We start from the raw sequence: 23759 nt of genomic DNA, 5'->3' as shown, positions 1-23759 counted from the left end.
GAAACGCACAACACCAGACAAAGGAGTCTCTCATGGCAGCACTGCGAACCACACGTCCGGTCCGGCCGGCGAAACGGTGGTTGACAGAGAGGCGGAAGCTGACGGGCAGGCCGGGCGCGTTGGCCTTGACGGCGGCGATGATCTCGGTCGCGAACCGGCAGCGGTTCTCGACACTGCCGCCGTAGACATCCGTGCGGCGGTTCCAGCAGGCGCTCATGAACTGGTCGATCAGGTAGCCCGTGTGGCCATGGATGTCGATCGCATCCATCCCCGCGGCGGCGGCGCGGGCAGCGGCTTCGCCGAAGCGGCGGACGAGCAGGTGGATCTCGTCGATCTCGAGCGGCCGGCAGAGCACGCTCGGGTCTGCATAGTGCGGGTTGTCGGAGGCGGATATCGGCAGCCGGTCCGGGTCGATCACGTTGATGTTGCGCCCGAGGCCCGCGGTGAGCTGCAGGGAGACCAGCCCGCCGACGGCGTGGATCGAGTCGGCGAGGGCGGTGAGGCCCGGAAGCGCGGCATCGGTGTGCACGCAGCAGAGTCCGGCGTTGAGCGTCTCGTAGTCCTCGGAGACGGCGCTGATGCCGGTCCTCACGAGGCCAGTGCCCCCGCGGGCGCGTTCGGTGTAATACGCGATTTCTTGAGCGGTGAAGAGCCCCTCCGGGGTGCCCATCTCGGTGCCCATCGGCGCCATGATCACCCGGTTCGGGAGTTCGAGGGTACCGATGCGACCCGGTTTGAGGACGTGTGCGAAGCCTGTCATGGTGTTCTTTCCCGTGCGATGACCGATGGTCGTCGTCGACCTGGGGCGCATCCCGGGCGGGAAATCGGGCGGGAAAAATGGAGCAAGAGCAACGACCTGAATTGTTTCAATCCTAGGTGAGCCGCCAGAGTGAAAACCGAAGAATCGCTATGGATTCGTTCCGGATGTCCGGTCCCGAAGCATCGCGAAGTCGATCGCGAGCAGGTATTTGATCCGCTCCTCACGCATCCGCGCGTAGCCAGGGGCGTGGCCGTCGATCGTCTGGCGGATCAGGCGTGCGGCGAGGGCCTTCCGGATCTCATAACTCGCGTCGTGTTGCGCGTCCTCGACGATCGCGGCCAGTTTCTTGTCGTCGTCCGCGACCGCGTGCAGGATGAGCGCGAGACCCTTGTGGGCGCGACGACGGCGGCCGAGCCTGCCGATGTCGAGCCGCTCATCCTCGGTGAAGCCCTGCGACCAGCGCCGGGACGCGAGTTCCCGTCTTTCCTGCGCGACGCGGGCGGCATCCTCTTCGTTCTGCGCCGCAAGAAGGAGCAGTTCATCGCGCGCGACCGTCCGGTAGGACGATTCGTCGAAGTTGTCGTGCTCGCGGAGAGCCCCGACGATGATGTGGTTCTTCACGGCCATCCGCACCGCGGAGAGGGCGATGAGGAGGCCCTCGTCGATGATCCGTTCCATGGCGTTCACCCGCGGCGCCGCATCCGACGCGAGGGTCGCGTGCGGGACACCGAATGCCATTCAGGTGCCATGCCGCGCCGCTTTCTCGTCCAGGTGAGAAACTATGTCTCCTGCACTGATTTTATGGGCATTCGACTCCCGTGCGCATGCCGCGCGCAATACCCGAAAGGTTCCGATGTCCCCTGTCGATCCCGCCGCGGCCTTCCCCGGCGTCGTCGAACGCCTCCGCGCGGCGGGATGCGTCTTCGCCGAGGAGGAAGCGGAGCTCCTCGTTGGCGAGGCCCGGTCGGCGGACGAGCTCGAGGACCTGCTCGAGCGCAGGGTGGGCGGGGAGCCGCTCGAGTACGTCCTCGGCTGGGCGCTGTTCTGCGGGCTGCGGGTGCACGTCGAACCCGGGGTCTTCGTGCCGCGGCGACGCACAGAGGCGCTCGTACGCGAGGCCGCCGGGCTCGCCGGTCCCGGTGCGATCGTCGTCGACCTCTGCTGCGGCACGGGAGCGGTCGGTGCCGCCCTGCTCTCGACCCTGCCGGGGCTGGGGCTCGACCTCCTGGCGGCGGACCTCGACCCGGTCGCAGTCCGCTGCGCCCGCGTCAACCTCCCTGGCCGAACCGTGGTCGAGGGCGATCTTTTCGCCCCCCTGCCCCTGGCCCTGCGCGGTCGGATCGCGCTCCTGCTCGTCAACGCGCCCTACGTGCCGACCGGCTCCATCGAGCGGATGCCGCCGGAGGCCCGGGTGCACGAGCACCGGCTGGCGCTCGACGGCGGTTCTGACGGGCTCGACGTGCAGCGAAGGGTCGCGGCGGCGGCGGCAGGCTGGCTCGCCCCCGGCGGCCATCTCCTGATCGAGACGAGTGCGCGCCAGGCGCCGGTGACGAGCGCGTTGTTCGCCAGGAACGGCCTGCTCCCCCGTACCGCGCACCACGACGACGTCGACGGAACCGTTGTGATCGGCACACGGGTGAGGCCCCCGACCCCAGGGGTCGAGGGCCTCTCCCGGACGAGCGGGGCCGGTTAGGCCAGGCGCGTCTGCAGGTTCGTCCCGATGGCGGCGAGGAATTCCTCGGTCGTCTGGTAGCCCTGCTCCGGGCCGACCAGCAATGCGAGGTCCTTGGTCATCTGGCCGCTTTCGACGGTCTTGATGACGACGTCCTCGAGGGTCTCGGCGAACTCGGCGAGCGCCGGGTTGCCGTCGAGCTTGGCCCGGTGCGAGAGGCCGCGGGTCCAGGCATAGATCGAGGCGATCGGGTTCGTCGAGGTGGGCTTGCCCTGCTGGTGCTGGCGGTAGTGGCGGGTCACGGTGCCGTGCGCTGCCTCTGCCTCAACGACCTTGCCATCGGGAGTGGAGAGCACGCTCGTCATCAGGCCGAGCGAGCCGAAGCCCTGCGCGACGGTGTCCGACTGCACGTCGCCGTCGTAGTTCTTGCAGGCCCAGACGTAGCCGCCTTCCCACTTCATGGCGGATGCGACCATGTCGTCGATCAGGCGGTGCTCGTAGGTGAGGCCGGCAGCCTCATAGCGGGCCTTGAACTCGGTGTCGAAGATCTCCTGGAAGATGTCCTTGAACCGGCCGTCGTATGCCTTGAGGATGGTGTTCTTGGTCGACAGGTAGACCGGGTAGTTCCGCACGAGGCCGTAGTTGAGCGAGGCACGGGCGAAGTCACGGATCGAGCTGTCGAGGTTGTACATGCCCATCGCGACACCGCTGCCCGGGGACTGGAAGACCTCGAAGGTCTGCGCCTCCGAGCCGTCCTTCGGTGTGAAGGTCATGCTGAGCGTGCCCTCACCCTCGAAGCGGAAGTTCGTGGCGCGGTACTGGTCGCCGAAGGCGTGGCGTCCGATGATGATCGGCTTGTTCCAGCCGGGAACCAGGCGCGGGATGTTGGAAATGATGATCGGCTCACGAAAAATCGTTCCGCCGAGGATGTTGCGGATCGTGCCGTTGGGAGACGCCCACATCTTCTTGAGGCCGAATTCCTCGACCCTGGCCTCGTCCGGGGTGATGGTCGCGCACTTCACGCCGACGCCGTGCTTCTGGATGGCGTGGGCAGCGTCGATCGTGATCTGGTCGTCGGTCTCATCGCGTTTCTGGATCGACAGGTCGTAGTACTCGAGGTCGATGTCGAGGTACGGGTGGATGAGCGTGTCCTTGATGGCCTGCCAGATGATGCGCGTCATCTCGTCCCCGTCGAGCTCGACGACGGTGCCTTCAACCTTGATCTTCGCCAATGAATTCTCCTCAGAATGGTACCGGCCACGTGGCCGAGCCAATTCTACAAGGCCCCCGCAACTGTCTCGACATCGAGACAGTTTCCAGTCCGGTCCTGCCCGGCGCACAAAACCCGACTACCACGCCGGTCGGCCGCAGGTTAGCCTGTTGCCATGGGTGAACTACGTCTGGAAGAACTGTCCGCACGCAACATTGTTGCGGCCAATAGCCTCAGTCTCAAACCGGGCCAGGAGCTGTACATCGCTCCCGTCTCTTATGCGGTGGCGGCTTCCGTGATCAATCCCGCGACCGCGTGGCAGCGCGTCGTGTTGCTCGACGGCGAGGTGGCCGGGTTCATCCACGGCAACTTCGACCCCGATTCGGAGCACGAGGAATTCCGGGCCTGCATCTGGAGGATCAACGTAGACGCGAGCGCCCAGGGCAAGGGCGTCGGCAAATTCGCAGCAGAGTCACTCGCCCAGGAGGCCAGGAAGCGGGGCTTCGACCACATCACCGTGATCTGGGAACCCGGCGAAGAAGGCCCGGAGTCGTTCTTCCACCGGATCGGCTTCGTCGACATCGGCGAGACGGCATACGGCGAGATGATCGGTTCGCTCAAGCTGTAGCGACCAGACGGTCCCGCCGGCCATGCGCCTCGCCCCCGACAGCGACTTCGTCACGCATGTCCTCGGCATCGTCGACTCGATTCCCGCCGGGCGGGTGATGACCTACGGCGACGTCGCGGCGGTGCTCGGCTCTCGCGGCGCCCGTGTCGTCGGCCAGATCATGGCGCATTATGGGGCGGATGTCCCCTGGTGGCGGGTGATCCGGGCCGGCGGCCACCCGCCGGTCGCACACGAGGCCAGGGCGCTGCCGCACTACCGCGAAGAAGGCACCCCGCTCGTCCTCCTGGGCACCGCGGAGTCCGGCTACCGGGTCGATTACCGGGCTGCGCGCTGGTCACCGACCTGACCTGCCCCTCGCGGGCACCGCCGGCACCGGGTACGGTGCCGGCATGGACAGTGAAGAAGGCTTTCAGGACCCCGTCGTCACCAATCCCGGCCTCTACCGGGTGATCCTCGAGAATGAGCGGGTACGCGTCCTCGAATACCGGGACACGCCCGGTGCCGCGACCGCGCCGCACCGGCATCCGGACAGCGTCATGGTCACCCTGAGCGAATTCAGCCGGCGGATCTCGTCGGACGGCCGCGCCGTCGACGTCGAGCTTCCCGCCGGGGTCGCGCGATGGCTTCCCGCCCAGGAACACACCGGTGCGAACACCGGCCATACCGACACGCACTCGATCTTCATCGAACTCAAGGAGCCGGCGCGGCATCCCCGAGGGCGCACGGACGAGCCGCCGCTCGGGCCGCAGTCCGCCGCCCCGTCTGCGCCGGACACCGACGATGAGGCGAACGTCTGGGGCTTCTCCTAGCGAGTCGCAGGCAAACGGTGTTAGCGTGCGGCATGTCCAGTGAACAGAACGCCACACAGTCCCTCGATCCGCTCGTGACGGATCCCGGCGTCTACCGGGTATTGCTCGAAAACGACCGCGTTCGCGTGCTCGAATTCCTCGATGCCCCCGGCGACACCACCAACCCGCACGAGCACCCAGACAGCGTGATGATCACGCTGAGCGCATACTCCCGGAGGCTCTCCTTCGAAGGCAGGGAGGTCGACGTCGAACTCCCGGCCGGCGAGACCGCCTGGCTCCCCGCCCAGGAACACGCCGGCGTGAACATCGGCACCACGCCGACCCACGCGATCTTCGTCGAGCTCAAGGAACAGGCCGTGCGCGCCCCCGATCCCAGCCTGCACCCGCTCGGGCCGGCGCCGCGCCCGCTGATCGGCATCCCGTTGTCGGACGCCTCGAGCGACGAAGAGAAGGCCTGGGGCTTCGCCTAGGCCGGTCTCCCCTGCCGGCTCAGGCCGGCAGGCACCAGTCGCCTGACCGCATGGTCGCGGTGACGTAGAGCCCGGCATCGAGGACGATCAGGTCGGCCGGCTGCCCCGCGGCGAGGCGGCCGCAGTCGGTGAGGCCGATCATGTCGGCCGGGTTCTGCGTGGCCGCTCGCACCGCGGTGGCGAGGTCGACCCCTGCCGCGTGCACGGCGAACCGGACGGCCTCGCTCAAGGTGAGGACACTGCCGGCGATCGTCCCGTCCGCGAGGCGCGCTTCACCGTCCAGCACGCTAACGGGGAGGCCGCCGAGGGTGTACTCGCCCTCGTCCGCCCCGGCCGCGGCCATCGCGTCGGTCACGAACACCGGTCGCGACGGGCTCTGCGTGATGAAGCGGACGACCGCGGGATGCAGGTGCACCCCGTCTGCGATCAGTTCGGCGAACACGGCGGGGTTCTCGAGCAGAGCGAGGGACGGCCCGGGTTCCCGATGGTGCAGGGGACGCATCGCGTTGAAGAGATGCGTGCCCGCCGTGGCCCCCGCCTGGATCGCCTGCCTGGTCATGGCGTCATTGGCGTCGGTGTGGCCGATCGCGGCGACCGCGCCGTATCCGACGATCCGCCGGACGGCGTCGAGCCCGCCAGGGAGCTCAGGGGCGATCGTGACCATGCGCACCGTGCCGCGGCCGGCGCGCATGAGGCGGTCGATGCTGCCCCTGTCGGGCACCCGGAGCAGTTCCGCCGTGTGGGCGCCCCGATGGATCGGGCTCAGCCAGGGTCCTTCGAGGTGGATGCCTGCGAGCAGGCCGGAATCGACGAGGTCGGCGAGGCCGGCCACCAGGCGTTCCATCTCATCGAGCGGTGCCGTGACGAGGCTCGCCATCAGCGTGGTCGTGCCGTGTTCCCGGTGGGTCGCCGCGATCCCGGCCGCCGCGATCTCCGTGTCGGCATCGTTGAAGCTGAATCCGCCACCGCCGTGATTGTGCACGTCGACGAAGCCGGGGGCGAGGATCCCGTCCGGGTAGTGGGCATCGGCGACGCGCGGCGGGAGGCCGGCGCCGACGGCGATGATCCGTCCGGCCCTGACCTCGACCCAGCCCGGGGTGTGCACGGCGTCCGCGGCGACGACCGTGCCGGCGCTGAGCAGAATCGAGTCGGCCACGGGGTTAGATTCCCTGCCAGGCGTACTTGTGGGCGTATGCGTATGCGTAGTAGTCCCGGTTGGCGAGGCGGGATGCCGCGGCCTCGTCGACGAGGACGGTCACGTGCGGGTGAAGCTGGATGACCGAACCGGGCTTGCTCGATGAGACCGGTCCCTCGACGGCGGACGCGATCGCATCCGCTTTCTCTTCGCCGAACGCGAGCAGGATGAGGTGCCTGGCGCGGCGAATCGTGCCGAGGCCCTGGGTCATGCAGTGGATCGGCACGTCATCGGGAGAGGCGAAGAAGCGCGCGTTGTCGATCCGGGTCTTCTCGGTCAGGGTCTTGATCCGGGTGACGGACGCGAAGGAGGAGCCGGGCTCGTTGAAGCCGACGTGACCGGTCTGCCCGATACCGAGGATCTGCACGTCGACGCCGCCGGCCGCGACGATGGCGGCCTCGTAGTCGAGTCCCGCGGTCTCGAGGGTGGCCACGTCGCCGTTCGGGGTGCGGATGTTCGCGGGGTCGAGACCGAGGGGCACGACGACGTCGCGGGTGATGACGGCGCGGTAGCTCTCCGGGTGCCCTGCGGGCAGCCCGACGTATTCGTCGAGGGCGAAGCCGCGCACGCGGGACATGTCGAGGGGTTCCTCCGCGAGGGAGGCTGCGAGCGCCGCGTACACGGAGAGCGGCGTGGACCCGGTGGCCAGGCCGAGGACGGCATCCGGCTTGCGCATGATCAGGGCACGGATGGATGCCGCAGCAAGCGTTCCCGCTGCGGTCTCGGTGTCGAGGACGATTACTTCAGCCAATGTTCTGCTCCAGTTTCACAATGATGGTGCGTGGTGGTGCTGCCGGGGTCACGGGCTCGCCCGCGACCCCGGCGTTGGTGGGATTAGACCGTCGTGGACGACGCGGAGTCGGGCACTGTCGCGTCGGGAACCTCGTCCTCGCCGCGACCGGGGGTCTTCAGGTTCCACTTGCGGATCACGAAGCGGAACAGGAAGTAGTAGATACCGGCGTACGCGAGCCCGATCGGGATGAGCAGCAGCGGCTTCTCGGCCAGGCCGAAGTTGAGCACGTAGTCGAACGTGCCCGCGCTGAAGGTGAACCCGTCCCTGATCCCGAGGGCGTTCACGAGGGCGAGCGAGGAACCGGTCAGCACCGCGTGGATGAGGTAGAGCGGGAACGCGACGAACATGAAGGAGAACTCGAGGGGCTCCGTGACGCCGGTGAGCATGGCGGTCAGCGCACCGGAGAGCATGATGCCGCCGACGATCTTCTTCTGGGACGGCTTGGCTTCCTGCCAGATGGCGAGGGCGCCGGCCGGCAGCGCGAACATCATGATCGGGAAGAACCCGGTCATGAAGGAGCCGGCGGTGGGGTCGCCGGCGAAGAACCGGGCGATGTCACCGTGGGCGCCGTTGAAGTCGCCGATCACGAACCACATCACCGAGTTGAGGATGTGGTGCAGCCCGACCGGGATCAGCAGCCGGTTGGTCGTGCCGTAGAGGAAACCGCCCCAGATGTTGTTCGAGGAGACGAACTCGCCGAAGCCGGAGAGACCGGTCGCGAAGGCCGGGTAGACGAAGGCCAGCAGGACTCCCAGTACCAGCGCCGTGCCTGCGGTGATGATCGGGACGAACCGGCGGCCGCCGAAGAAGGCCAGGTAGCTCGGCAAAGAAATCCGATGGAACCGCTGCCAGAGCAGGGCCGACGTGATGCCGATCAGGATGCCACCGAGGACACTGTAATTGACCAGCACCTGCTTCCCGCCCTCTGCGGGCAGTCCGAGAACCAGGGGCGACATTGCCTCTCCGACCTTGGAGAAGACGAGGTAGCCGACGACGGCGGCCAGGGCTGTCGAACCGTCGGATTTCTTTGCGAAGCCGATAGCGACGCCGACCGCGAAGAGGAGCGGCAGGGCGTCGAAGAGCGCACCGCCGGCCGAGGCGATGACGGCGGCACCGGTTTCGAAGCCCGGGATGCGCCCGAGCAGGTCGGGCTGGCCGAGGCGCAGCAGGAGTCCTGCCGCGGGGAGTGCTGCGATCGGCAGCATGAGGCTGCGACCGACTCGTTGAAGTTGCGCGAGGCCGGGGAACGGCCTTTTCGTCCCGGCGTCGGCGGTGATGCTGGACATTGATTTCCTCCTGGTGGTGCGTTGTCGGTATGGATGTTGCGTGGATGGTCTGTGGGTCAGGGTTGGTGCTGCAGGTTGAGGGTCATGTGAATCTGGTAGCGGTCGCCGCGGTACCACGAGGTGACGTGTTCGAGGAAGGCGGACCCGGCGGACGACGTCCGACGGAAGACCATCACGGGGGCATTGGCGGCGATGCCGAGGGTAGCCGCGAGCAGGGCGTCGGCGCCCTCCGCCCAAACGGCCTGTTCCGCGTTGTCGATACGCAGGCCATACTCGGTCGCGAACGTCGCGTACAGGGACCGGGTCAGGTCTTTGGCGCCGAGCTCGGGGAGCAGCTCTGCCGGGTAGTAGCCGCGTTCGAGTGCCATCGGCACCCCGTCGGCGAGCCGGAGTCTTTCGATCTCCAGCACCTGGGCGCCCGCGCCGAGTCCGAGGGCGGCCCGTACCGCGAGGGGCGCTTCGATCAACCGGGACGAACGCACGATCGTCGCGGGGACGAGGCCGCGCCGGCGCATGTCCTCCGTGAAGGACGCGAGGTGCAGGTCGCTCTGCACGCGTTCGCCGGCCACGAAGGTGCCCTTGCCCTGCACCCGGTAGAGCACGCCCTCCTCGACGAGCTGGCGGATCGCTTCGCGCACGGTCGAGCGACTGACTCCGTACCGCGTCATGAGCTTCCGCTCCGGCGGGATCGCGGCGTGGGGAGCGAGGCTGGTCTCGACCAGCTCCTCCAGGATCGAGCGCAGCTGGGCGTGCTTGGAGACCGGTCCTGATTCCAGAACCGGGGCCTCATCGATGTCGGTCATCTCGCTGCGTCCTCCGAAAGGTTGGGGTGTGTAGATACCAGCATAGGACCACTTTCGCTTTGTGGTCCGTACTGGTACGATCCAATAGTTCGATGATGAAGCCGCGGCACCCTGCTTGTCAAGACCCCCAGCCGCTCGGGTTCTCCGAGAACACCCGAAACCGAATCAGACAGGGCGCAGACTTGGCTCACGGCCGGAACGCTTCGCGCGTATCCAAGCCGCTGCAGCCGGTTCCCGGCCCACCATCACTGGAGGAAACACCATGAGCACCAAAGCGGAGCAAATCCTCGCCGGCCTCGGCGGATCAGGCAACCTCGTCGAGATCGAGGCGTGCATCACCCGACTGCGCACCGAGGTGAAGGACCCCGCCCTCGTGAACGAGCCTGCGCTCAAGGCGGCCGGCGCCCACGGCGTCTTCCGGTCCGGCACCATCGTCCAGGTCGTCGTCGGACCAGAGGCCGACAACCTCGCCGAAGACATCGAAGACCTCCTGTGAGCCGTGGGGCTCCCGTCGTCCTCGTGACGCCCGTCGTCGTCCTCGCGCCCGTGCCCGGTCGCGCCGTCGGCCTCGCCGAGGTCCCCGATCCCACGTTCGCCCAGGCGATCGTGGGTCCCGGCGCCGCGATCGACCCGCCGCGGGGCATGGTCGACGCGATTGCGCCGATCAGCGGCAGGCTGCTCAAGGTCTTCCCGCACGCCTTTGTGATCCTCTCCCCCGACGGGATCGGCGTCCTCGTCCACCTCGGCATCGACACGGTCGAGCTCCGCGGCGAGGGATTCACCCTGCGGGCGAAGCAGGGCGATCAGGTTGCAGCCGGCGACGTGATCGTGACCTGGGACTCCGCGGCCGTCGAGGCGGGCGGCCGCAATCCCATCGTGCCGGTCATCATCCTCGAGCGCACGCACGAGAACATCGACCTCGCCGATGCCGTCACGGACGGCGCCGACCTTGCCGCCGGCGACCTCTTCCTCACCGTCACCTCCTGACGGGCTGTTCCGCGAGAGCGGAGAAATGGCCCCTTCGCGCGCAGCGAAGGGGCCATTTTCGTACTCTCGCGGACCGGCATCCGCTGTGAACGCGTGCGGATGCCGCTACACGAGTGATTCCCGCCAGGCCGCGTGCAGCTGGGCGAACCGTCCGGTGCCGTCGATCAGGTCGTCGGGCGCGCCGTCCTCGACGATGATCCCGCGCTCCATCACGAGCACCCGGTCTGCGATCGCGACCGTGGACAGCCGGTGCGCGATGATGACGGCCGTGCGGTCGGCGAGGAGGGTCTGCAGCGCCTGCTGCACGAGCCGCTCGCTCGGGATGTCGAGCGAGGACGTCGCCTCGTCGAGGATCAGCACCGCCGGGTCGGCGAGGAAGGCCCTCGCGAACGAGATCAGCTGGCGCTGCCCGGCGGACACCCGGCCACCGCGTTTGTTCACGTCGGTGTCGTATCCGCCGGGAAGGTTCTCGATGAACTCGTGCGCGCCGACGGCACGCGCCGCCGCCACGATTTCGGCGGGAGAGGCGTCCGGTTTGCCGATCGCGATGTTGTCGGCGACCGAACCGCTGAACAGGTACGCCTCCTGGGTGACCATCACGATGGCGCGACGGAGGTCCTTGGGGTGCAGCCGGCGCAGGTCCACCCCGTCGAGCAGCACCTGGCCGTCGGTGGGGTCGTAGAACCGCGCCATCAGCTTCGCGAGCGTCGACTTGCCTGCCCCGGTCGAGCCGACGAGGGCGATCGTCTGCCCTGCGGGAATCGCAAGGTCGAAGGTCGGCAGAACCACCCGGTCGGACTGGTACTCGAAGCGCACCCCGGTGAAGGTGACGGCGCCGCGCGCCTCCCACAGGTCGACGGGGGCAACCGGGTCCGGCACGCCGGGGAGTTCCTCGAGCACGCCGGAGATCTTCTCGAGCGCCGCCGCGGCGGACTGGTACGAGTTGTAGAACATCGCCATCTCCTCCATCGGATCGAAGAACCGCCGGGTGTAGAGCAGCGCCGCGAGGAGCGCACCGATCGCGAGCTGCCCGTCGACGACGCGGAATCCGCCGAGCAGGAGCACGACGGCGACCGCGACGTTGCCGATCAGGATGAGGCCGGGGTCGAAGATGCCGAACAGCTGGATCACCCGGCCGTTCACCTTTCGGTAGTCCTCGACGAGCTCGCCGAAGACCTCCTCGTTGCGTCTCTCCGCCCGGAACGCCTTGACGGCGCGGATGCCCGTCATCGTCTCGACGAACTTCACGATCAGGCTCGCCGATGCGGTCCTCGACCGCCGGAACAACGTCTGCGACCGCACCTGGAACCAGCGGGTGAGCGCGAACAGCGGCACCAGGGACCCGAGCAGCACCAGCCCGCTGACGCCGTCGAGGCTCACGAGCGCGATCGCCGTGAAGGCCATGTACAACACGCCCTGCACGAGCTGGTTGATACCCGAGTCGAGCAGTTCCCGGATCGCGTCGAGGTCGCTGGTCTGCCGGGAGATGATCCGCCCGGAGGTGTACGACTCGTGGAACTCGAGGCTGAGCCGCTGGGTCTGCAGGAACACCCGCTTGCGGAGGTCGATCAGCACTGCCTGGCTGATCCTGGCCGACATCATCGTGTACCAGGCGATCAGGATCGCCCCGATCACGCCGGTGAGGAGGTAGACCCCGCCGGTCGCCGCGAGCGGGAGCCAGTCCTGGGCGAGGAGGGCAGGCAGTCCCTTGTCGATCCCGAACGCGATGAGGGCGGGACCGGCGACCTGGGCCGCGGTCGAGAGCACCACGACGAGCATCGCCGCGGTGACCCGCCAGCGCACCGGGCGGAGCAGGGAACCGAGCAGGCGCAGCGAGCGCGCCCGGATCTGCTTGCTTTCGGACGCGGTGAAATTGTTGCGTTCTTCGCCTTCGACTCCGGTGACGCTCATCGTGCGGCCTCCTCTCGCTCGGTCTGTTCTGTCCGTGCGGCCGATTCGTCCCTGGCGACCTGCCTGGTGGCGTCGCGCCGTTCTTCGTCTTCGAGGCTCGAGATGACGAACCGGTAGTGCTCGTTGGTGCGCAGGAGCTCGGAGTGCCGGCCGACCGCGGTGATCCGGCCGTCCTCGAGCAGGGCGACCCGGTCGGCGAGGGTGACCGTCGACGGCCGGTGCGCGACGATGAGCGCCGTCGTCGAGGCGAGCACCTCGCGGAGGGCGGCCTCGACGAGGGACTCGGTGTCGACGTCGAGCGCGGAAAGCGGGTCGTCGAGCACGAGCACCGCCGGCTTCGCCGCGACCGCGCGGGCGAGCGCGATCCGTTGGCGCTGGCCGCCGGAGAGGCTCATGCCCTCCTCGCCGACGAGGGTGTCGACGCCGTCGGGCAGGTCACGCACGAAGCCGGCCTGCGCGACCTGCAGGGCCTCCTCGAGCGCGGCATCCGCTGCCGCCGACCGCTCGGCGAACTCCGGCCTGCCGAGCAGCACGTTGTCGCGCACGGATGCCGAGAACAGCGTCGCGTCCTCGAACGCCATCGCGAGGTGGCCGCGCAGGTCTTCGCGGCCGAGCGAGCGCACGTCGACACCGTCGAGCGTGACCGCGCCCTGGGTGACGTCGTAGAGGCGGGTGGTGAGTGCGGTGAGGGTGGACTTGCCCGAGCCGGTCAGCCCGACGAGGGCCATGGTCTCCCCCGGCTGCAGCACGAGGTTGACGCCGTCGAGCAGGTCGGGGAAGCGCGCCGGCGAGTCGGGGTAGCGGAAGTGCACGTCCTCGAAGGCGAGTCGGCCGCGCGGCTCGGCGAGCGTGACGGGCCTGTCGGGGTCCGTGATGCTGTTTGGGGCGTCGAGCACGTCGAAGTACCGGTCGGTCGCCGTGCGGGCGTCGAACGTCATCGACAGCAGGAACCCGATCGATTCGACCGGCCAGCGCAGCACGGTCGCCGTCGCGAAGAATGCGACGAGGCCACCGACGCTGAGGTCACCCTGGGCGGCGAGCCAGACTCCGACCACGAGGCAGAGCGCGAACGCGACATCGGGCACCATCAGGAGCCAGAGCCAGATGCCGGCGATCGCGCGCGCCTTCTCGATCTCGGTGCCACGAAGGTCTTCCGCCTGCTGCGAGAAGTTCTTGAGCGCGAAACCGCCGCGCCCGAACGCCTTGAGCACGCGGATGCCGTGCACGGACTCCTCGACGGCCGTCGCGAGGTCGCCGGCCTGGTCCTGGCTGCGCCGGGCCACGACGGAGTACTTCTCCTCGAACAGGTACCCGACGATCCAGAGCGGAATCGAGCAGGCGATGAAAACGACGCCGAGGATCCAGTTCATCGAGACCAGCACGGCGGCGCCGATCACGATCGTGACGATATTGACGACCAGGAGGACCAGGCCGAAGGAGATCCAGCGCCGGATCAGGTTCAGGTCGCTCACCGCGCGGGACAGGAGCTGTCCGCTCGGCCAGCGATCGTGGAAGGAAACCGGCAGGTCCTGCAGGCGCGCGTAGAGCGCGTTCCGCATGCTCGCCTCCACGTGGGTGCCCGGGACCAGCACGAACCAGCGGCGGAGGGCGATCAGGATGGCCTCGAGCACGCCGAGGCCGAGGACGACCAGCACGGCGGGCCAGATTCCGGCGGGGTCCTGCCGGGACAGGGCGCCGTCGACGAGGCCCTGCAGCACTTGCGGGATCGCGAGGGCGACGACCGCGGCCAGGAGCGCGGCGATCATGCCCAGCACGAGCCGGGGCAACGCGGGTCGCACGTAGGGGAAGAGGCGCAGCAGGGTGCGCAGCGTGCTCGCGCGCTTCCCGGGCTGCTCAGGGGCCGCTGCCGGTGTGGCAGCAGGTGTGCTGGGTGGCGTCGAGGCGGTCGGTGGGTTCGGAGTCGTGTCCATGGGAGTGGGTGGTGTGGTTTCGATGGGAGTGGTTGGTGTGATCTGGGTCACGAGTGGAGCCTGTTCGGATACATGGTGCCGATGGACGCCAGCGGGGTGCGCTGGGCGTCGAGGAGTCGAAGAAGTCGCGTCGGAGTCGCGTTCGACGGCGGGCGGGAAGCTGGGCGCTTCCATACGGTCGCGACGACGGGACGCCGGTCGCGGGCTGCGGGTTACGGGCGGGGTGCTGGAGGAGGGAGCCGACGCGCGATGCGGATGGAGTGGCTAGGCCGCGTTGTCGTGGACGCCCACGGCAGAGCCAGCGCCGGTGATCGCATTCCCAGCGAGCTGTGGCTGTGCTGTCTGTGTCATGTCGGCCTCCTGAGCGCGTCGAATCCTCGTTGTGCTCCCCGTGTCAGGCAGCCTTCCAGACTACGACCCCACCGTGCGTCGGCGCAAGCACCTCTTTGAGAGTCGGGTCCGCGGACTCCCGGTCAGCGGATGCGTACGCTCAGGCAGGTGACGCAGCCCTCGAGCTTCTCGAATTCGGAGATGTCGACGGTGACGACGCGGTAACCGCGGGCGGCGAACAGGGCGGCCGAGCGCGGGGCCGCGCTCGACATCAGCACCGCGTCCGGGGCCAGCACAACGACAGCGGTGCCGCACTCCTCCGGGACGGGCAGGAAGGGTTCGAACACCGTCGAGTCGTCGACGAGGGGCGGATAGCCGATCACGGTCGCGTCGGGCAGGGCGGTGACGGCGGACTTGAGATGCAGCACCTTGCTGATCGGGACCGCGACGACGGTGTAACCGCGCGGGACCAGGATGTCGCGGAGCTGGTCGATGCCGGCGTCGTTCGTGCGCAGGCTGCGGCCGACGTACACGGTCCGGCCGATCTTGAGTACGTCGCCGCCGTCGAGGGTGCCGGGCAGCGCGAGGCGGTGCACCGGGATGCCGAGGCCGCGGACGGCGGCCTCCGCCCCCGCGGTCTCGTCCCGGCGGCTCGGGGCCCCCGGGCTGGTCAGCACGGCGATGTCGCCGAAGGAGATGACGGCATCCTCGATGAAGACCGAGTCAGGGAGCAGCGGGGCCGGTTCGACCTCGATCACGTCCCAGCCCTCCGCGGCGAGCGCTGCGACGTAGCCGGCCCACTGGGTGCGGGCGAGCCCGAGGTCGACGGGGACGCGCTCGATGTGCGTGAGCTGGCCCTCGGCGAGGTTGTCGGCGGGGCGACGGACCAGGGCGATCCGGCGAGCGGCGGGTTCGAATGCGGGGATGTCCATCCCGACAGTGTATGGGCTCGCCGGGTGCGGCTTCGCCGGCCGCGCGCAGGTGCCCCGCCGGTCAGAGCTTCTTGTCGCTGATCTCCTGGATCGGCATCGAGCGGGTGAATTCCTCGCCGCGGTGCACGGCTTCGGAGTCTCCGGAGAACAGGCCGGGTGCCTCGGTGACGGGGCGTTGTTCCCTCGGGGCGCTCGTGGCCGACGTCGTGGGGCGGCGGGCCGGCTGCCGAACCTCGACGCGGCCGAGCGGGAGTGCGTCCGGGTTCTCGGCGACGAGCCACCCGACGAGGTTCTCTCGCACGATGCAGCGCAGGTCCCAGAGCATCGCGGCGTCCCCGGCCGAGACCAGAACACGGATGCGGACGAAGCCGCCGACGGCATCCGTCACCTGCAGCACGGCAACGCGCCGGTCCCAGAGCTCCGTCTGGACGACGATCCGGTTCAGCTCCTCGCGCATGGCCCCGGTGCTGACCCTCCAGTCGACGTCGAACTCGACGGAGCCGAGCAGTTCGCTCGTGCGGCGCGTCCAGTTCTGGAACGGCGTCGTCGTGAAATAGGTCGAGGGCAGCACCATCCTGCGGTCGTCCCAGATGTGCACGACGATGTAGGTGAGGGTGATCTCCTCGATCCGGCCCCACTCGTTCTCGACGATGACGACGTCGTCGACGCGCAGGGCGTTGCTGAAGGAGAGCTGCATGCCGGCGAAGACGTTGGCGAGGCTCGACTGGGCGGCGAGGCCGGCGACGACGCTCAGGAGACCCGCCGAGGCGAAGAGGCTCGCCCCGACCGCAGCGGCCCCTGGGATGCTGAGCAGCACCGTGCCGATCGCGCAGACGATGACCACGACGACGCTGATCCGGCGGAGCATCCGCAGCTGGGTGCGGACCCGCCTGGCCACCCGGTTGTCCCGCACGTCGATGCGGTACCGCGCGGCGATGACTTCCTCGAAGAAGTACATCAGCGCCGCGACGAGCCAGGTCGCCGCCGCGATGAACAGGGCGCGCATGATGAAGTCGACCGCGAGGGTCAGGTCCGGCGTCGTCGTCAGGTACACGGACGTCACGATCCAGAGGGCGCCGATCAGGATCACAATCCGGAAGGGACGCCGGCACAGGCGGATGAACGCGCGCGCCCAGGCCCGCTTGCGCGCGGCCATCCGGAAGACGAGCGCGGCGACCGCGGTGATCACAAAGGCGCTGATCACCGCGACGACGAACGCGATCAGAAAGGTGGGTTCGATGAAACCGTCGAGCAGCGGCACGGGTGTCCCTTCGACCGGACCGCCGACTAGCGAACCGGACCCTTCCATCGTGCCAGACCCCGCTGGCAGGAGCCTCCGCGGATCAGTGGAAGAAGTGGCGCTCTCCGGTGAAGTACATCGCGACGCCGGCCTCTACGGCAGCGGCGATGACCTCGGGGTCGCGCACCGAACCTCCTGGCTGTACGACCGCGGTGACCCCGGCCTCGAGGAGGACCTGCAGTCCGTCGGCGAACGGGAAGAACGCATCGGAGGCCGCGACGGAGCCGGCGGCCCTGTCCCCGGCGCGCAGCACGGCGAGGTGGCACGAGTCGACCCGGTTGACCTGGCCCATGCCCACGCCGACGGATGCCCCGGAGCGGGCGAGCAGGATCGCGTTCGACTTCACGGACCGGCACGCCTTCCACGCGAACTCGAGGTCGGCGCGGGTGGCCGCGTCGACCTCCTCGCCGGCGGCAAGGGTCCAGGTCGAGGAGTCGAAGTCTTCGAACGAGTCGGTCTCCTGCACGAGCAACCCGCCGGAGATCTGGCGAAGCTCGAGCGAGGAACGGTGGTAGTTCTCCGGAAGCTCGAGCAGGCGGATGTTCTTCTTCTGGCTGAGCAGTTCGAACGCGGCCGGTTCGAAGCCGGGTGCGACGAGCACCTCGGTGAAGATCTGGCTGACGGTCTCGGCCATGCCGAGGGTCACGATTCGGTTGGCCGCGATGACCCCGCCGAATGCGGAGACCGGGTCGCAGTCGTGAGCCCGCTTGTGGGCCGAGGCGATCGCATCCGGCGCCTTGGTGTTGGCCACGGCGATGCCGCACGGGTTGGCGTGCTTGATGATGGCGACGGCCGGTTCGGCGAAGTCGAAGGCCGCGCGCACGGCGGCATCGGCGTCGACGTAGTTGTTGTAGGACATCTCCTTGCCGTGGCGCTGCACCGCCTGGGCGATGCCCTCTCCGCCTTCGCCGAGGTAGAGCGCGGCGGCCTGGTGCGAGTTCTCGCCGTAGCGCAGCACGCTGCCGCGGGTGGCCTCGATCGCGAGGGTGCCGGGGAAGGGGCCCTCGTCGTCGAAGGCGGTGCCGATCACGGCGTCGAACTCGTCGAGGATGGCCTCATCGAGGGCCTCGGTGTCGTCCTGCCACTGGTCGTAGACGTTCTCGGTGAACCATGCGGAGACGCTCAGGTCGTAGCCGGCCGTGTGCTCGAAGGCGAGCGAGGCGAGCTTGCGGCGCAGCTCGAGCGTCGTTCCCCCTGCGGAGACGGCGGTGACGATCTCGCCGTAGTTCTCCGGGTCGACCACGATCGCGACGTTCGGGTGGTTCTTCGCCGCGGCGCGCACGAGTGCGGGGCCGCCGATGTCGATCTGCTCGATGACCTCGGCAGCGGGTGCGCCGGAGTTCACGGTCTCGACGAAGGGGTAGAGGTTCACCACGACGAGTTCGAAGGGCGCGATGCCGAGCTCGGTGAGCTGGGCCTCGTGGGCGGCGAGCCGCAGGTCGGCGAGGATGCCGGCGTGCACTCCGGGGTGCAGGGTCTTGACCCGCCCGTCGAGGGACTCCGGGAAGCCCGTGACGGCGGCGACATCGGTCACGGCGAAGCCCGCGGCACGGATGCTCGCCGCGGTCGACCCCGTCGACACGATTTCGACGCCGGTCGCCACGAGGGCCGCAGCAAGCTCGACCAGGCCGGTCTTGTCGCTCACCGAGATGAGCGCCCGCCGCACCGGGACGACATCGCGTTCGCGGTAAAGGCTCTGGTCGTTGCTGTGCCCGCTCATATCTGGGAGTGCTCCTTGAGGTTCGTGTTTCCGTTGGCGATGTCGAGAACGGCCTGCACGAGCAGGCGCCGTTCGACGATCTTGATCCTGGCGTGCAGGGAGTCCTCGGTGTCGTCCTGAAGCACCGGCACCCGCTCCTGCGCGACGATGAGGCTGGCTCCGGTCTCGGGGACGCCGGCGGCGAGCGCGTCGCGCACCCCGTGGGCTCCTGGAAATTCGGGCAGGTAGGCCGGATGCGTGTTGAGGAGGTTCGGGGTCAGTGCGGCGACGACCCTGGCGGGCAGGAGACGCATGAAGCCGCTGAGCACGACGAGATCCGGCGTCCATTGCCGGATCACGGCGAGCAGTTCGTCGCCCCACTCCTCGCGGGAGGCGAACGAGCTGTACGGAACCGTGAAGGTGGACACGCCGAACTCTTCACCGAGGTCGAGGCCGTCCGCGTCCCTGTCTGCCCCGATCGCGACGACCCGCGCCGGGTACTCGGCGTCCTGGCACGCTTCCAGGAGGGAACGGAGGTTGGATCCCCCGCCGGAAATCAATACGACCAATGACAGCACTGGACGAGCCTATCGTTTGCCGGTCCTCGCCGGTGGGGCCGCGGCGGGGGCCGTGGCGCCGGAGGTGGCCCCGCGCCGCCGGATCGGGGGCGTCAGCATTCCGAGAACAGCGGCGACGCCGACCTCGAGCGCGGCGAAAGCGCCGACCAGCAAGGGGTTCGGCCCGACGTCCACGAGCCGGCCTGGACCGAGGGCCCCTCCGGACCACCAGGCCAGCAATCCGAGGACAATGCCGGCGACGACACCGGCCAGTGCTCCGGTGAGAGCCAGCCGGCCGCGATCGGCGCCGGGCTCGCCCGCACGGTGCTGGCGCTGCCGGGTTGCGAAAGCCGTGAGATAGCCGATCAGAACGGGCACGAGCAGCCCGAGGAACCCGAAGGCGAGGCTGCCGTGCGGGAGCACGCCGAGCAGCGGCAGTCCGGGTACCGGGCCGAGGACGGTGCCGACCGGGGACACGCTCGACCCGATGCCGACGGCGATGCCGGGCCCGACGAACCAGGCTGCCGCCCAGATCACGAGGTTGGGGATGAGCGCGAGCTGGGCGATCGTCAGGGTGATGCCGCCCATCACCCCGGCCTGCACGGTCTCGTAGAGGCCGATGATCGTCGCGAAGTTGCCGAGGATCAGCACGAAGACGGCGAGGGCCGCGACGCCGACCGTTCCGGTCGCGGCGCCGAAGCCGGCACGGAGGGCTCCGGCCAGAACCGAGCGCCATTCGGCGGGCACCTCGGGCAGCCGGGGCGACCGCGGAAGGGCCGGGAGCGCGGGAAGGGCGCGCAGCCAGGCCGGACGGCCGGTTGCCGGGCGACCAGGAGCCGGGTGAGCGGAAGCCGGGTGAGCGGAGGCTCCCTGCAGGTGAGGCGCCTGACCGGCAACCGGATGCTCTGGCGACTCGGTCCGGTGGCGGGCGCCGATGAACACCCCGGCGGCGAACACGGCCGTGGGCAGGAGCACGCCCTGCGGGATCGACGGCTGCAGGGCATCCGTGCCGACGGTGAGGGTGAGCAGGGTCGCGAGCAGCCCGTAGACGGGGATCGCGGTCAGGACGCCGGTCCAGCGGTGCGGCGAGTCCGCCGCGCGGCGGCCGGTGTGCCTGCCGAGGAACAGGGCGAGCACGGCGAAGCCGAGGAGCGCGATCGTGAGCGAGAACGGGGCCTCCGCGCCGGGCAGGCCGAGCGCGGCGACGACGGTGGGGTCGAGCTGGACGGCGAGGTCGACGCCGTTGCCGAGCAGCCAGACCGTGACCGAAGCGCGCCAGAAGACGAGCCAGTCGACCGCGAGGCCGTACTGGGTGGCCCACAGGATGGTCAGGGGCACCAGGGAGACGCCCACTCCGATGGCTACGACAATGAGCGCCTCGAGTGCGGCGAGCAGGGCTGTCGTTAAGCGGTTCATCCGGTGGGAGCCTACCTCGCCCGCCTGACCGGCCCGCGCGCCCCCGCCGTGACGCGCGAAAAAAAGGGGGCCCGCCGTGATGGCGGGCCCCCTCTTCTGGCTCTGCGAGCGGATGCCGGTCTACAGTGCGGCGAGAACCTCGCGCAGCAGGGTCGCGGTCTCGCTCGGCGTCTTGCCGACCTTGACCCCTGCGGCCTCGAGGGCCTCTTTCTTGCCCTGGGCGGTGCCTGCGCCGTCGGAGACGATCGCCCCGGCGTGGCCCATGGTCTTGCCCTCCGGCGCCGTGAAGCCCGCGACGTAGCCGACGACGGGCTTGGTGACGTGCGCCCGGATGTAGTCCGCCGCCTTCTCCTCCGCGTCGCCGCCGATCTCGCCGATCATCACGATCGCGAGGGTCTCCGGGTCGTTCTCGAAGGCCTCGAGGGCGTCGATGTGCGTGGTGCCGATGATCGGGTCGCCGCCGATGCCGATCGCGGTCGAGAAGCCGAGGTCGCGCAGTTCGTACATCATCTGGTAGGTCAGGGTGCCAGACTTGGAGACGAGGCCGACCGGGCCCTTGCCGGTGATGTTCGCCGGCGTGATGCCGACGAGCGCTTCGCCCGGCGTGATGATGCCGGGGCAGTTCGGCCCGATGATGCGGGTCTTGTTGCCCTTGGCCTTGGCGTATGCCCAGAACTCGGCGGAGTCCTGCACCGGGACGCCCTCTGTGATGATGACGAGCAGCGGGATCTCGGCGTCGATGGCTTCGATGACGGCGTCCTTGGTGAAGGCCGGTGGGACGAAGGCGATCGAGACATCCGCCCCGGTCTTCTCGATCGCCTCGGCGACCGAGCCGAAGACGGGCAGTTCGACGTCGCCGTGCACGACGGTGGTGCCGGCCTTGCGGGCGTTGACGCCGCCGACGACCTGGGTGCCTGCCTTGAGCATGAGGGCGGTGTGCTTGGTGCCCTCACCGCCGGTGATGCCCTGGACGATGACCTTGGAGTCCTTGTTGAGGAAGATAGACATGTTCGAAAATCCCTTACTTCGCGGCGTAGGCGAGCTCGGCGGCCTTGGCGGCGCCCTCGTCCATGGTGGCGGCCAAGGTGACCAGCGGGTGGTTGGCCTCGGTGAGGATGCGGCGGCCTTCCTCGACGTTGTTGCCGTCGAGGCGCACGACGAGGGGCTTGTTCGCGGCGCTGCCGAGCTCGGCGAGCGCGCCGACGATGCCGCGGGCGACCGCGTCGCAGGCGGTGATGCCGCCGAAGACGTTGACGAAGACGCTCTTGACCTGCGGGTCGCCGAGGATGACGTCGAGTCCGGCCGCCATGACCTCAGCGGATGCTCCGCCGCCGATGTCGAGGAAGTTGGCCGGCTTGACGCCGCCGAAGTTCTCGCCCGCGTACGCGACCACGTCGAGCGTGGACATCACGAGACCGGCGCCGTTGCCGATCACGCCGACGACACCGTCGAGCTTGACGTAGTTGAGGTCGTTGAGCTTGGCCTTGGCCTCGAGCGGGTCGGCGGCTGCCGCGTCCTCGAGCAGGGCGTGCTTCGGGTGGCGGAAGCCGGCGTTCTCATCGAGGGTGACCTTGCCGTCGAGGGCGATGATGTCGCCTTCTTCGGTCAGGACAAGCGGGTTGACCTCGACGAGAGTCGCGTCCTCGCCCTTGAAAACGTTGTAGAGCTGCACGAAGACCGGGGCGACCTTCTCGACGAGCTCGGCGGGGAACTTCGCCTCGACCGCGATGCGCCGGGCCGTTTCGAGGTCGATCCCGAGGTTCGGGTCGATCGCGACATAGGCGAGCGCCTCGGGCTTCTCGACGGCGAGAACCTCGATTTCGACGCCGCCCTCGTAGCTCGCGAGCGAGAGGTACGAGCGGTTGGACCGGTCGAGCAGCACCGAGAAGTAGAACTCCTGCTTGATGCGCGCGCCGCCGGCGACCATGACCCGGTTGACGGTGTGGCCCTTGATGTCGAGTCCGAGGATCGCCTGGCCGGCCGCGAAGGCGTCGTCGGGGGTCTTGGCGACCTTGACGCCACCCGCCTTGCCGCGACCGCCGACCTTCACCTGGGCCTTGACGACGACGACACCGCCGAGCTTCTCCGCTGCGGCGCGCACCTCCTCGGGTGTGTCCGCGATGATGCCCGGCAGAACCGGGACTCCATACTGCTCAAACAGGTCTCTTGCCTGATATTCGTAAAGGTCCACGCTGCTTTGTCCAATCCGCGTCTTAGCGTTCCTGCTGGGTACGAGGGGTGTGCCGGCACAGCGTCCGCCATCGAATGTAGCTCGACGTCGAGACAATCTGACCAGTTCAAACTCTAGCGTCCCACATGCCCCTGCCTCGCCAAACCTTCCGGACGGCAGTACCATGCCAGCCACACCCCCCGCCGCCCGGAAGGACCGCGCATGGCCGGACCGTTCAGGACATCCGCTCCCCCGCACGTTCTCGAACTGCGGGTGCACGGCATCAACAACACCTCGCCGTTCGCCCTGCTCGACCTGCCGCCGGATGAGGTCGAGCTCGCCGCCGGCGATGTGCTCGGCAGCTTCTGGACGCCGACTCCAGATTCCCTCCGGCGTCATCGCCGGGCAGCCGATGCCGCGGAGCAGCGCGGCTACGTCCCTCGCCGGATCCGCCGCGAGGCATACTCCTGGGGCGGACTGGTGCGCAGCACCCCCGGTGGGGCCGGGCCGGTCTGGGCGGTCATCGCCGCACTCGCCCGGATCGGCTGGGCCCTGCTGCTCCCGTTCTCGATCGCCAACGCTGCCGCCTGGTGCTGGAGGCTCCCGACCCAGGCGGTGCCGCGCGGCCTCAGCGTCCGGGCCGGGGTCATCCGCCTGTTCGGCGTGCTGCTGACGCTCCTGCTCGTCGCGACGGTCGCGAACCTCGGCATCGACCTGCTCGCCCGGCAGTGCTACGTCGACGGGGCGCTGGTCTGCTCCGGGCTGCCCGGCGCGCTCGGCGGCCTCGCCGCGTGGACGACCGGGCAGCGGATGGCCGTCTTCTCGCGCGCGCCGATCGCACGCACCTCGTCCTTGAACAGGGTGCGGGGCGGTTCGGCGAGCTCGAACTTCAGGTCTTCC

General features: G+C 68.9%; 22 protein-coding genes and 2 pseudogenes. 8 read left to right on the top strand and 16 right to left on the bottom strand.

What is annotated here, in order from left to right; all coding sequences use genetic code 11:
• Together QN345_RS04620 and QN345_RS04615 are read right to left on the bottom strand one after the other, a co-directional pair.
• Positions 1–760 (bottom strand): annotated as a pseudogene (locus QN345_RS04620) (NADH:flavin oxidoreductase); the annotation flags it as partial.
• Positions 761–907: 147 nt separating this feature from the next.
• Positions 908–1498, bottom strand: a complete 591-nt coding sequence (locus QN345_RS04615) for a hypothetical protein (RefSeq protein WP_322137198.1) — start codon at positions 1496–1498, stop codon at positions 908–910.
• Between the two features lie 115 nt (positions 1499–1613).
• Between QN345_RS04615 and QN345_RS04610 the strand changes: the two genes are divergently transcribed.
• Positions 1614–2453: a putative protein N(5)-glutamine methyltransferase gene (locus tag QN345_RS04610; protein WP_322137197.1), complete on the top strand. Its 840-nt coding sequence runs from the start codon at positions 1614–1616 to the stop codon at positions 2451–2453.
• On the opposite strand, the gene QN345_RS04605 is transcribed toward QN345_RS04610, so the two are convergent.
• On the bottom strand, positions 2450–3664 hold the full coding sequence (locus QN345_RS04605; RefSeq protein WP_322137196.1) for an NADP-dependent isocitrate dehydrogenase: 1215 nt from the start codon (positions 3662–3664) through the stop codon (positions 2450–2452). The genes QN345_RS04610 and QN345_RS04605 overlap by 4 nt on opposite strands.
• Before the next feature lie 153 nt (positions 3665–3817).
• On the opposite strand from QN345_RS04605, the gene QN345_RS04600 reads away from it, so the two are divergent.
• Genes QN345_RS04600 through QN345_RS04585 form a run of 4 tightly spaced genes read left to right on the top strand, consistent with a single transcriptional unit; the run spans position 3818 to position 5549 of the window.
• Positions 3818–4270, top strand: a complete 453-nt coding sequence (locus QN345_RS04600) for a GNAT family N-acetyltransferase (RefSeq protein WP_134449973.1) — start codon at positions 3818–3820, stop codon at positions 4268–4270.
• Between the two features lie 22 nt (positions 4271–4292).
• The gene (locus tag QN345_RS04595) at positions 4293–4616 is read left to right on the top strand and encodes an MGMT family protein (RefSeq protein ID WP_322137195.1); all 324 of its coding nucleotides are present in this window, start codon (positions 4293–4295) and stop codon (positions 4614–4616) included.
• Positions 4617–4659: 43 nt separating this feature from the next.
• Positions 4660–5079: a cytoplasmic protein gene (locus tag QN345_RS04590; protein WP_322137194.1), complete on the top strand. Its 420-nt coding sequence runs from the start codon at positions 4660–4662 to the stop codon at positions 5077–5079.
• 32 nt (positions 5080–5111) lie between these two features.
• Positions 5112–5549, top strand: coding sequence for a cupin domain-containing protein (locus QN345_RS04585; RefSeq protein ID WP_198413389.1), 438 nt, complete (start codon positions 5112–5114; stop codon positions 5547–5549).
• A 19-nt stretch (positions 5550–5568) separates the two neighbouring features.
• Here QN345_RS04585 and nagA read toward each other — a convergent pair whose 3' ends face one another.
• The 4 genes from nagA to QN345_RS04565 all read right to left on the bottom strand — a co-directional run bounded on the left by nagA (position 5569) and on the right by QN345_RS04565 (position 9626).
• Positions 5569–6705 carry an N-acetylglucosamine-6-phosphate deacetylase gene (gene nagA / locus QN345_RS04580; RefSeq protein ID WP_322137193.1) on the bottom strand — a complete coding sequence of 379 codons (1137 nt, stop codon included), beginning with the start codon at positions 6703–6705 and terminating at the stop codon, positions 5569–5571.
• A 4-nt stretch (positions 6706–6709) separates the two neighbouring features.
• The gene (locus QN345_RS04575) at positions 6710–7495 is read right to left on the bottom strand and encodes a glucosamine-6-phosphate deaminase (RefSeq protein WP_134449971.1); all 786 of its coding nucleotides are present in this window, start codon (positions 7493–7495) and stop codon (positions 6710–6712) included.
• Between the two features lie 83 nt (positions 7496–7578).
• Positions 7579–8823 carry a PTS transporter subunit EIIC gene (locus QN345_RS04570; RefSeq protein ID WP_322137192.1) on the bottom strand — a complete coding sequence of 415 codons (1245 nt, stop codon included), beginning with the start codon at positions 8821–8823 and terminating at the stop codon, positions 7579–7581.
• A gap of 56 nt (positions 8824–8879) precedes the next feature.
• Positions 8880–9626, bottom strand: coding sequence for a GntR family transcriptional regulator (locus QN345_RS04565; protein WP_322137191.1), 747 nt, complete (start codon positions 9624–9626; stop codon positions 8880–8882).
• A gap of 262 nt (positions 9627–9888) precedes the next feature.
• Between QN345_RS04565 and QN345_RS04560 the strand changes: the two genes are divergently transcribed.
• Together QN345_RS04560 and QN345_RS04555 are read left to right on the top strand one after the other, a co-directional pair.
• Positions 9889–10122, top strand: coding sequence for a glucose PTS transporter subunit EIIB (locus QN345_RS04560; protein WP_134449968.1), 234 nt, complete (start codon positions 9889–9891; stop codon positions 10120–10122).
• Positions 10119–10613 (top strand): PTS glucose transporter subunit IIA, encoded by a 495-nt coding sequence (locus tag QN345_RS04555; protein ID WP_322137190.1) that lies wholly within the window; start codon positions 10119–10121, stop codon positions 10611–10613. Before QN345_RS04560 ends, QN345_RS04555 begins: the two co-directional genes overlap by 4 nt.
• A 105-nt stretch (positions 10614–10718) precedes the next feature.
• Here the strand turns inward: QN345_RS04555 and QN345_RS04550 are convergent, their stop codons facing one another.
• The 9 genes from QN345_RS04550 to sucC all read right to left on the bottom strand — a co-directional run bounded on the left by QN345_RS04550 (position 10719) and on the right by sucC (position 22880).
• A complete protein-coding gene (locus tag QN345_RS04550; protein WP_322137189.1) occupies positions 10719–12524 on the bottom strand; it encodes an ABC transporter ATP-binding protein in 1806 nt (601 codons plus the stop codon).
• On the bottom strand, positions 12521–14455 hold the full coding sequence (locus QN345_RS04545; protein WP_134559055.1) for an ABC transporter ATP-binding protein: 1935 nt from the start codon (positions 14453–14455) through the stop codon (positions 12521–12523). Before QN345_RS04545 ends, QN345_RS04550 begins: the two co-directional genes overlap by 4 nt.
• A gap of 473 nt (positions 14456–14928) precedes the next feature.
• Positions 14929–15717 (bottom strand): dimethylargininase, encoded by a 789-nt coding sequence (gene ddaH / locus QN345_RS04540; protein ID WP_322137188.1) that lies wholly within the window; start codon positions 15715–15717, stop codon positions 14929–14931.
• A gap of 61 nt (positions 15718–15778) precedes the next feature.
• Positions 15779–16978 (bottom strand): mechanosensitive ion channel family protein, encoded by a 1200-nt coding sequence (locus QN345_RS04535; RefSeq protein WP_322137187.1) that lies wholly within the window; start codon positions 16976–16978, stop codon positions 15779–15781.
• 82 nt (positions 16979–17060) lie between these two features.
• On the bottom strand, positions 17061–18737 hold the full coding sequence (gene purH, locus QN345_RS04530; RefSeq protein WP_322137186.1) for a bifunctional phosphoribosylaminoimidazolecarboxamide formyltransferase/IMP cyclohydrolase: 1677 nt from the start codon (positions 18735–18737) through the stop codon (positions 17061–17063).
• The gene (gene purN / locus QN345_RS04525) at positions 18734–19294 is read right to left on the bottom strand and encodes a phosphoribosylglycinamide formyltransferase (RefSeq protein ID WP_323508473.1); all 561 of its coding nucleotides are present in this window, start codon (positions 19292–19294) and stop codon (positions 18734–18736) included. Before purN ends, purH begins: the two co-directional genes overlap by 4 nt.
• 9 nt (positions 19295–19303) lie before the next feature.
• Positions 19304–20689, bottom strand: coding sequence for a DUF6350 family protein (locus QN345_RS04520; protein ID WP_322188398.1), 1386 nt, complete (start codon positions 20687–20689; stop codon positions 19304–19306).
• 120 nt (positions 20690–20809) lie between these two features.
• The gene (gene sucD / locus QN345_RS04515) at positions 20810–21697 is read right to left on the bottom strand and encodes a succinate--CoA ligase subunit alpha (protein ID WP_134449963.1); all 888 of its coding nucleotides are present in this window, start codon (positions 21695–21697) and stop codon (positions 20810–20812) included.
• Positions 21698–21710: 13 nt separating this feature from the next.
• The gene (gene sucC / locus QN345_RS04510; protein ID WP_134449962.1) at positions 21711–22880 is read right to left on the bottom strand and encodes an ADP-forming succinate--CoA ligase subunit beta; all 1170 of its coding nucleotides are present in this window, start codon (positions 22878–22880) and stop codon (positions 21711–21713) included.
• 201 nt (positions 22881–23081) lie between these two features.
• Between sucC and QN345_RS04505 the strand changes: the two are divergent.
• Positions 23082–23759: pseudogene (locus QN345_RS04505) on the top strand (hypothetical protein); the annotation flags it as partial.

Origin of the sequence: Cryobacterium sp. 10I1, assembly GCF_035019805.1 — a bacterium.
GTDB lineage: Bacteria > Actinomycetota > Actinomycetes > Actinomycetales > Microbacteriaceae > Cryobacterium > Cryobacterium glucosi.
The sequence above is the reverse complement of the archived record's forward strand: the minus strand, read 5'-3'. Positions and strand labels throughout refer to the sequence as shown.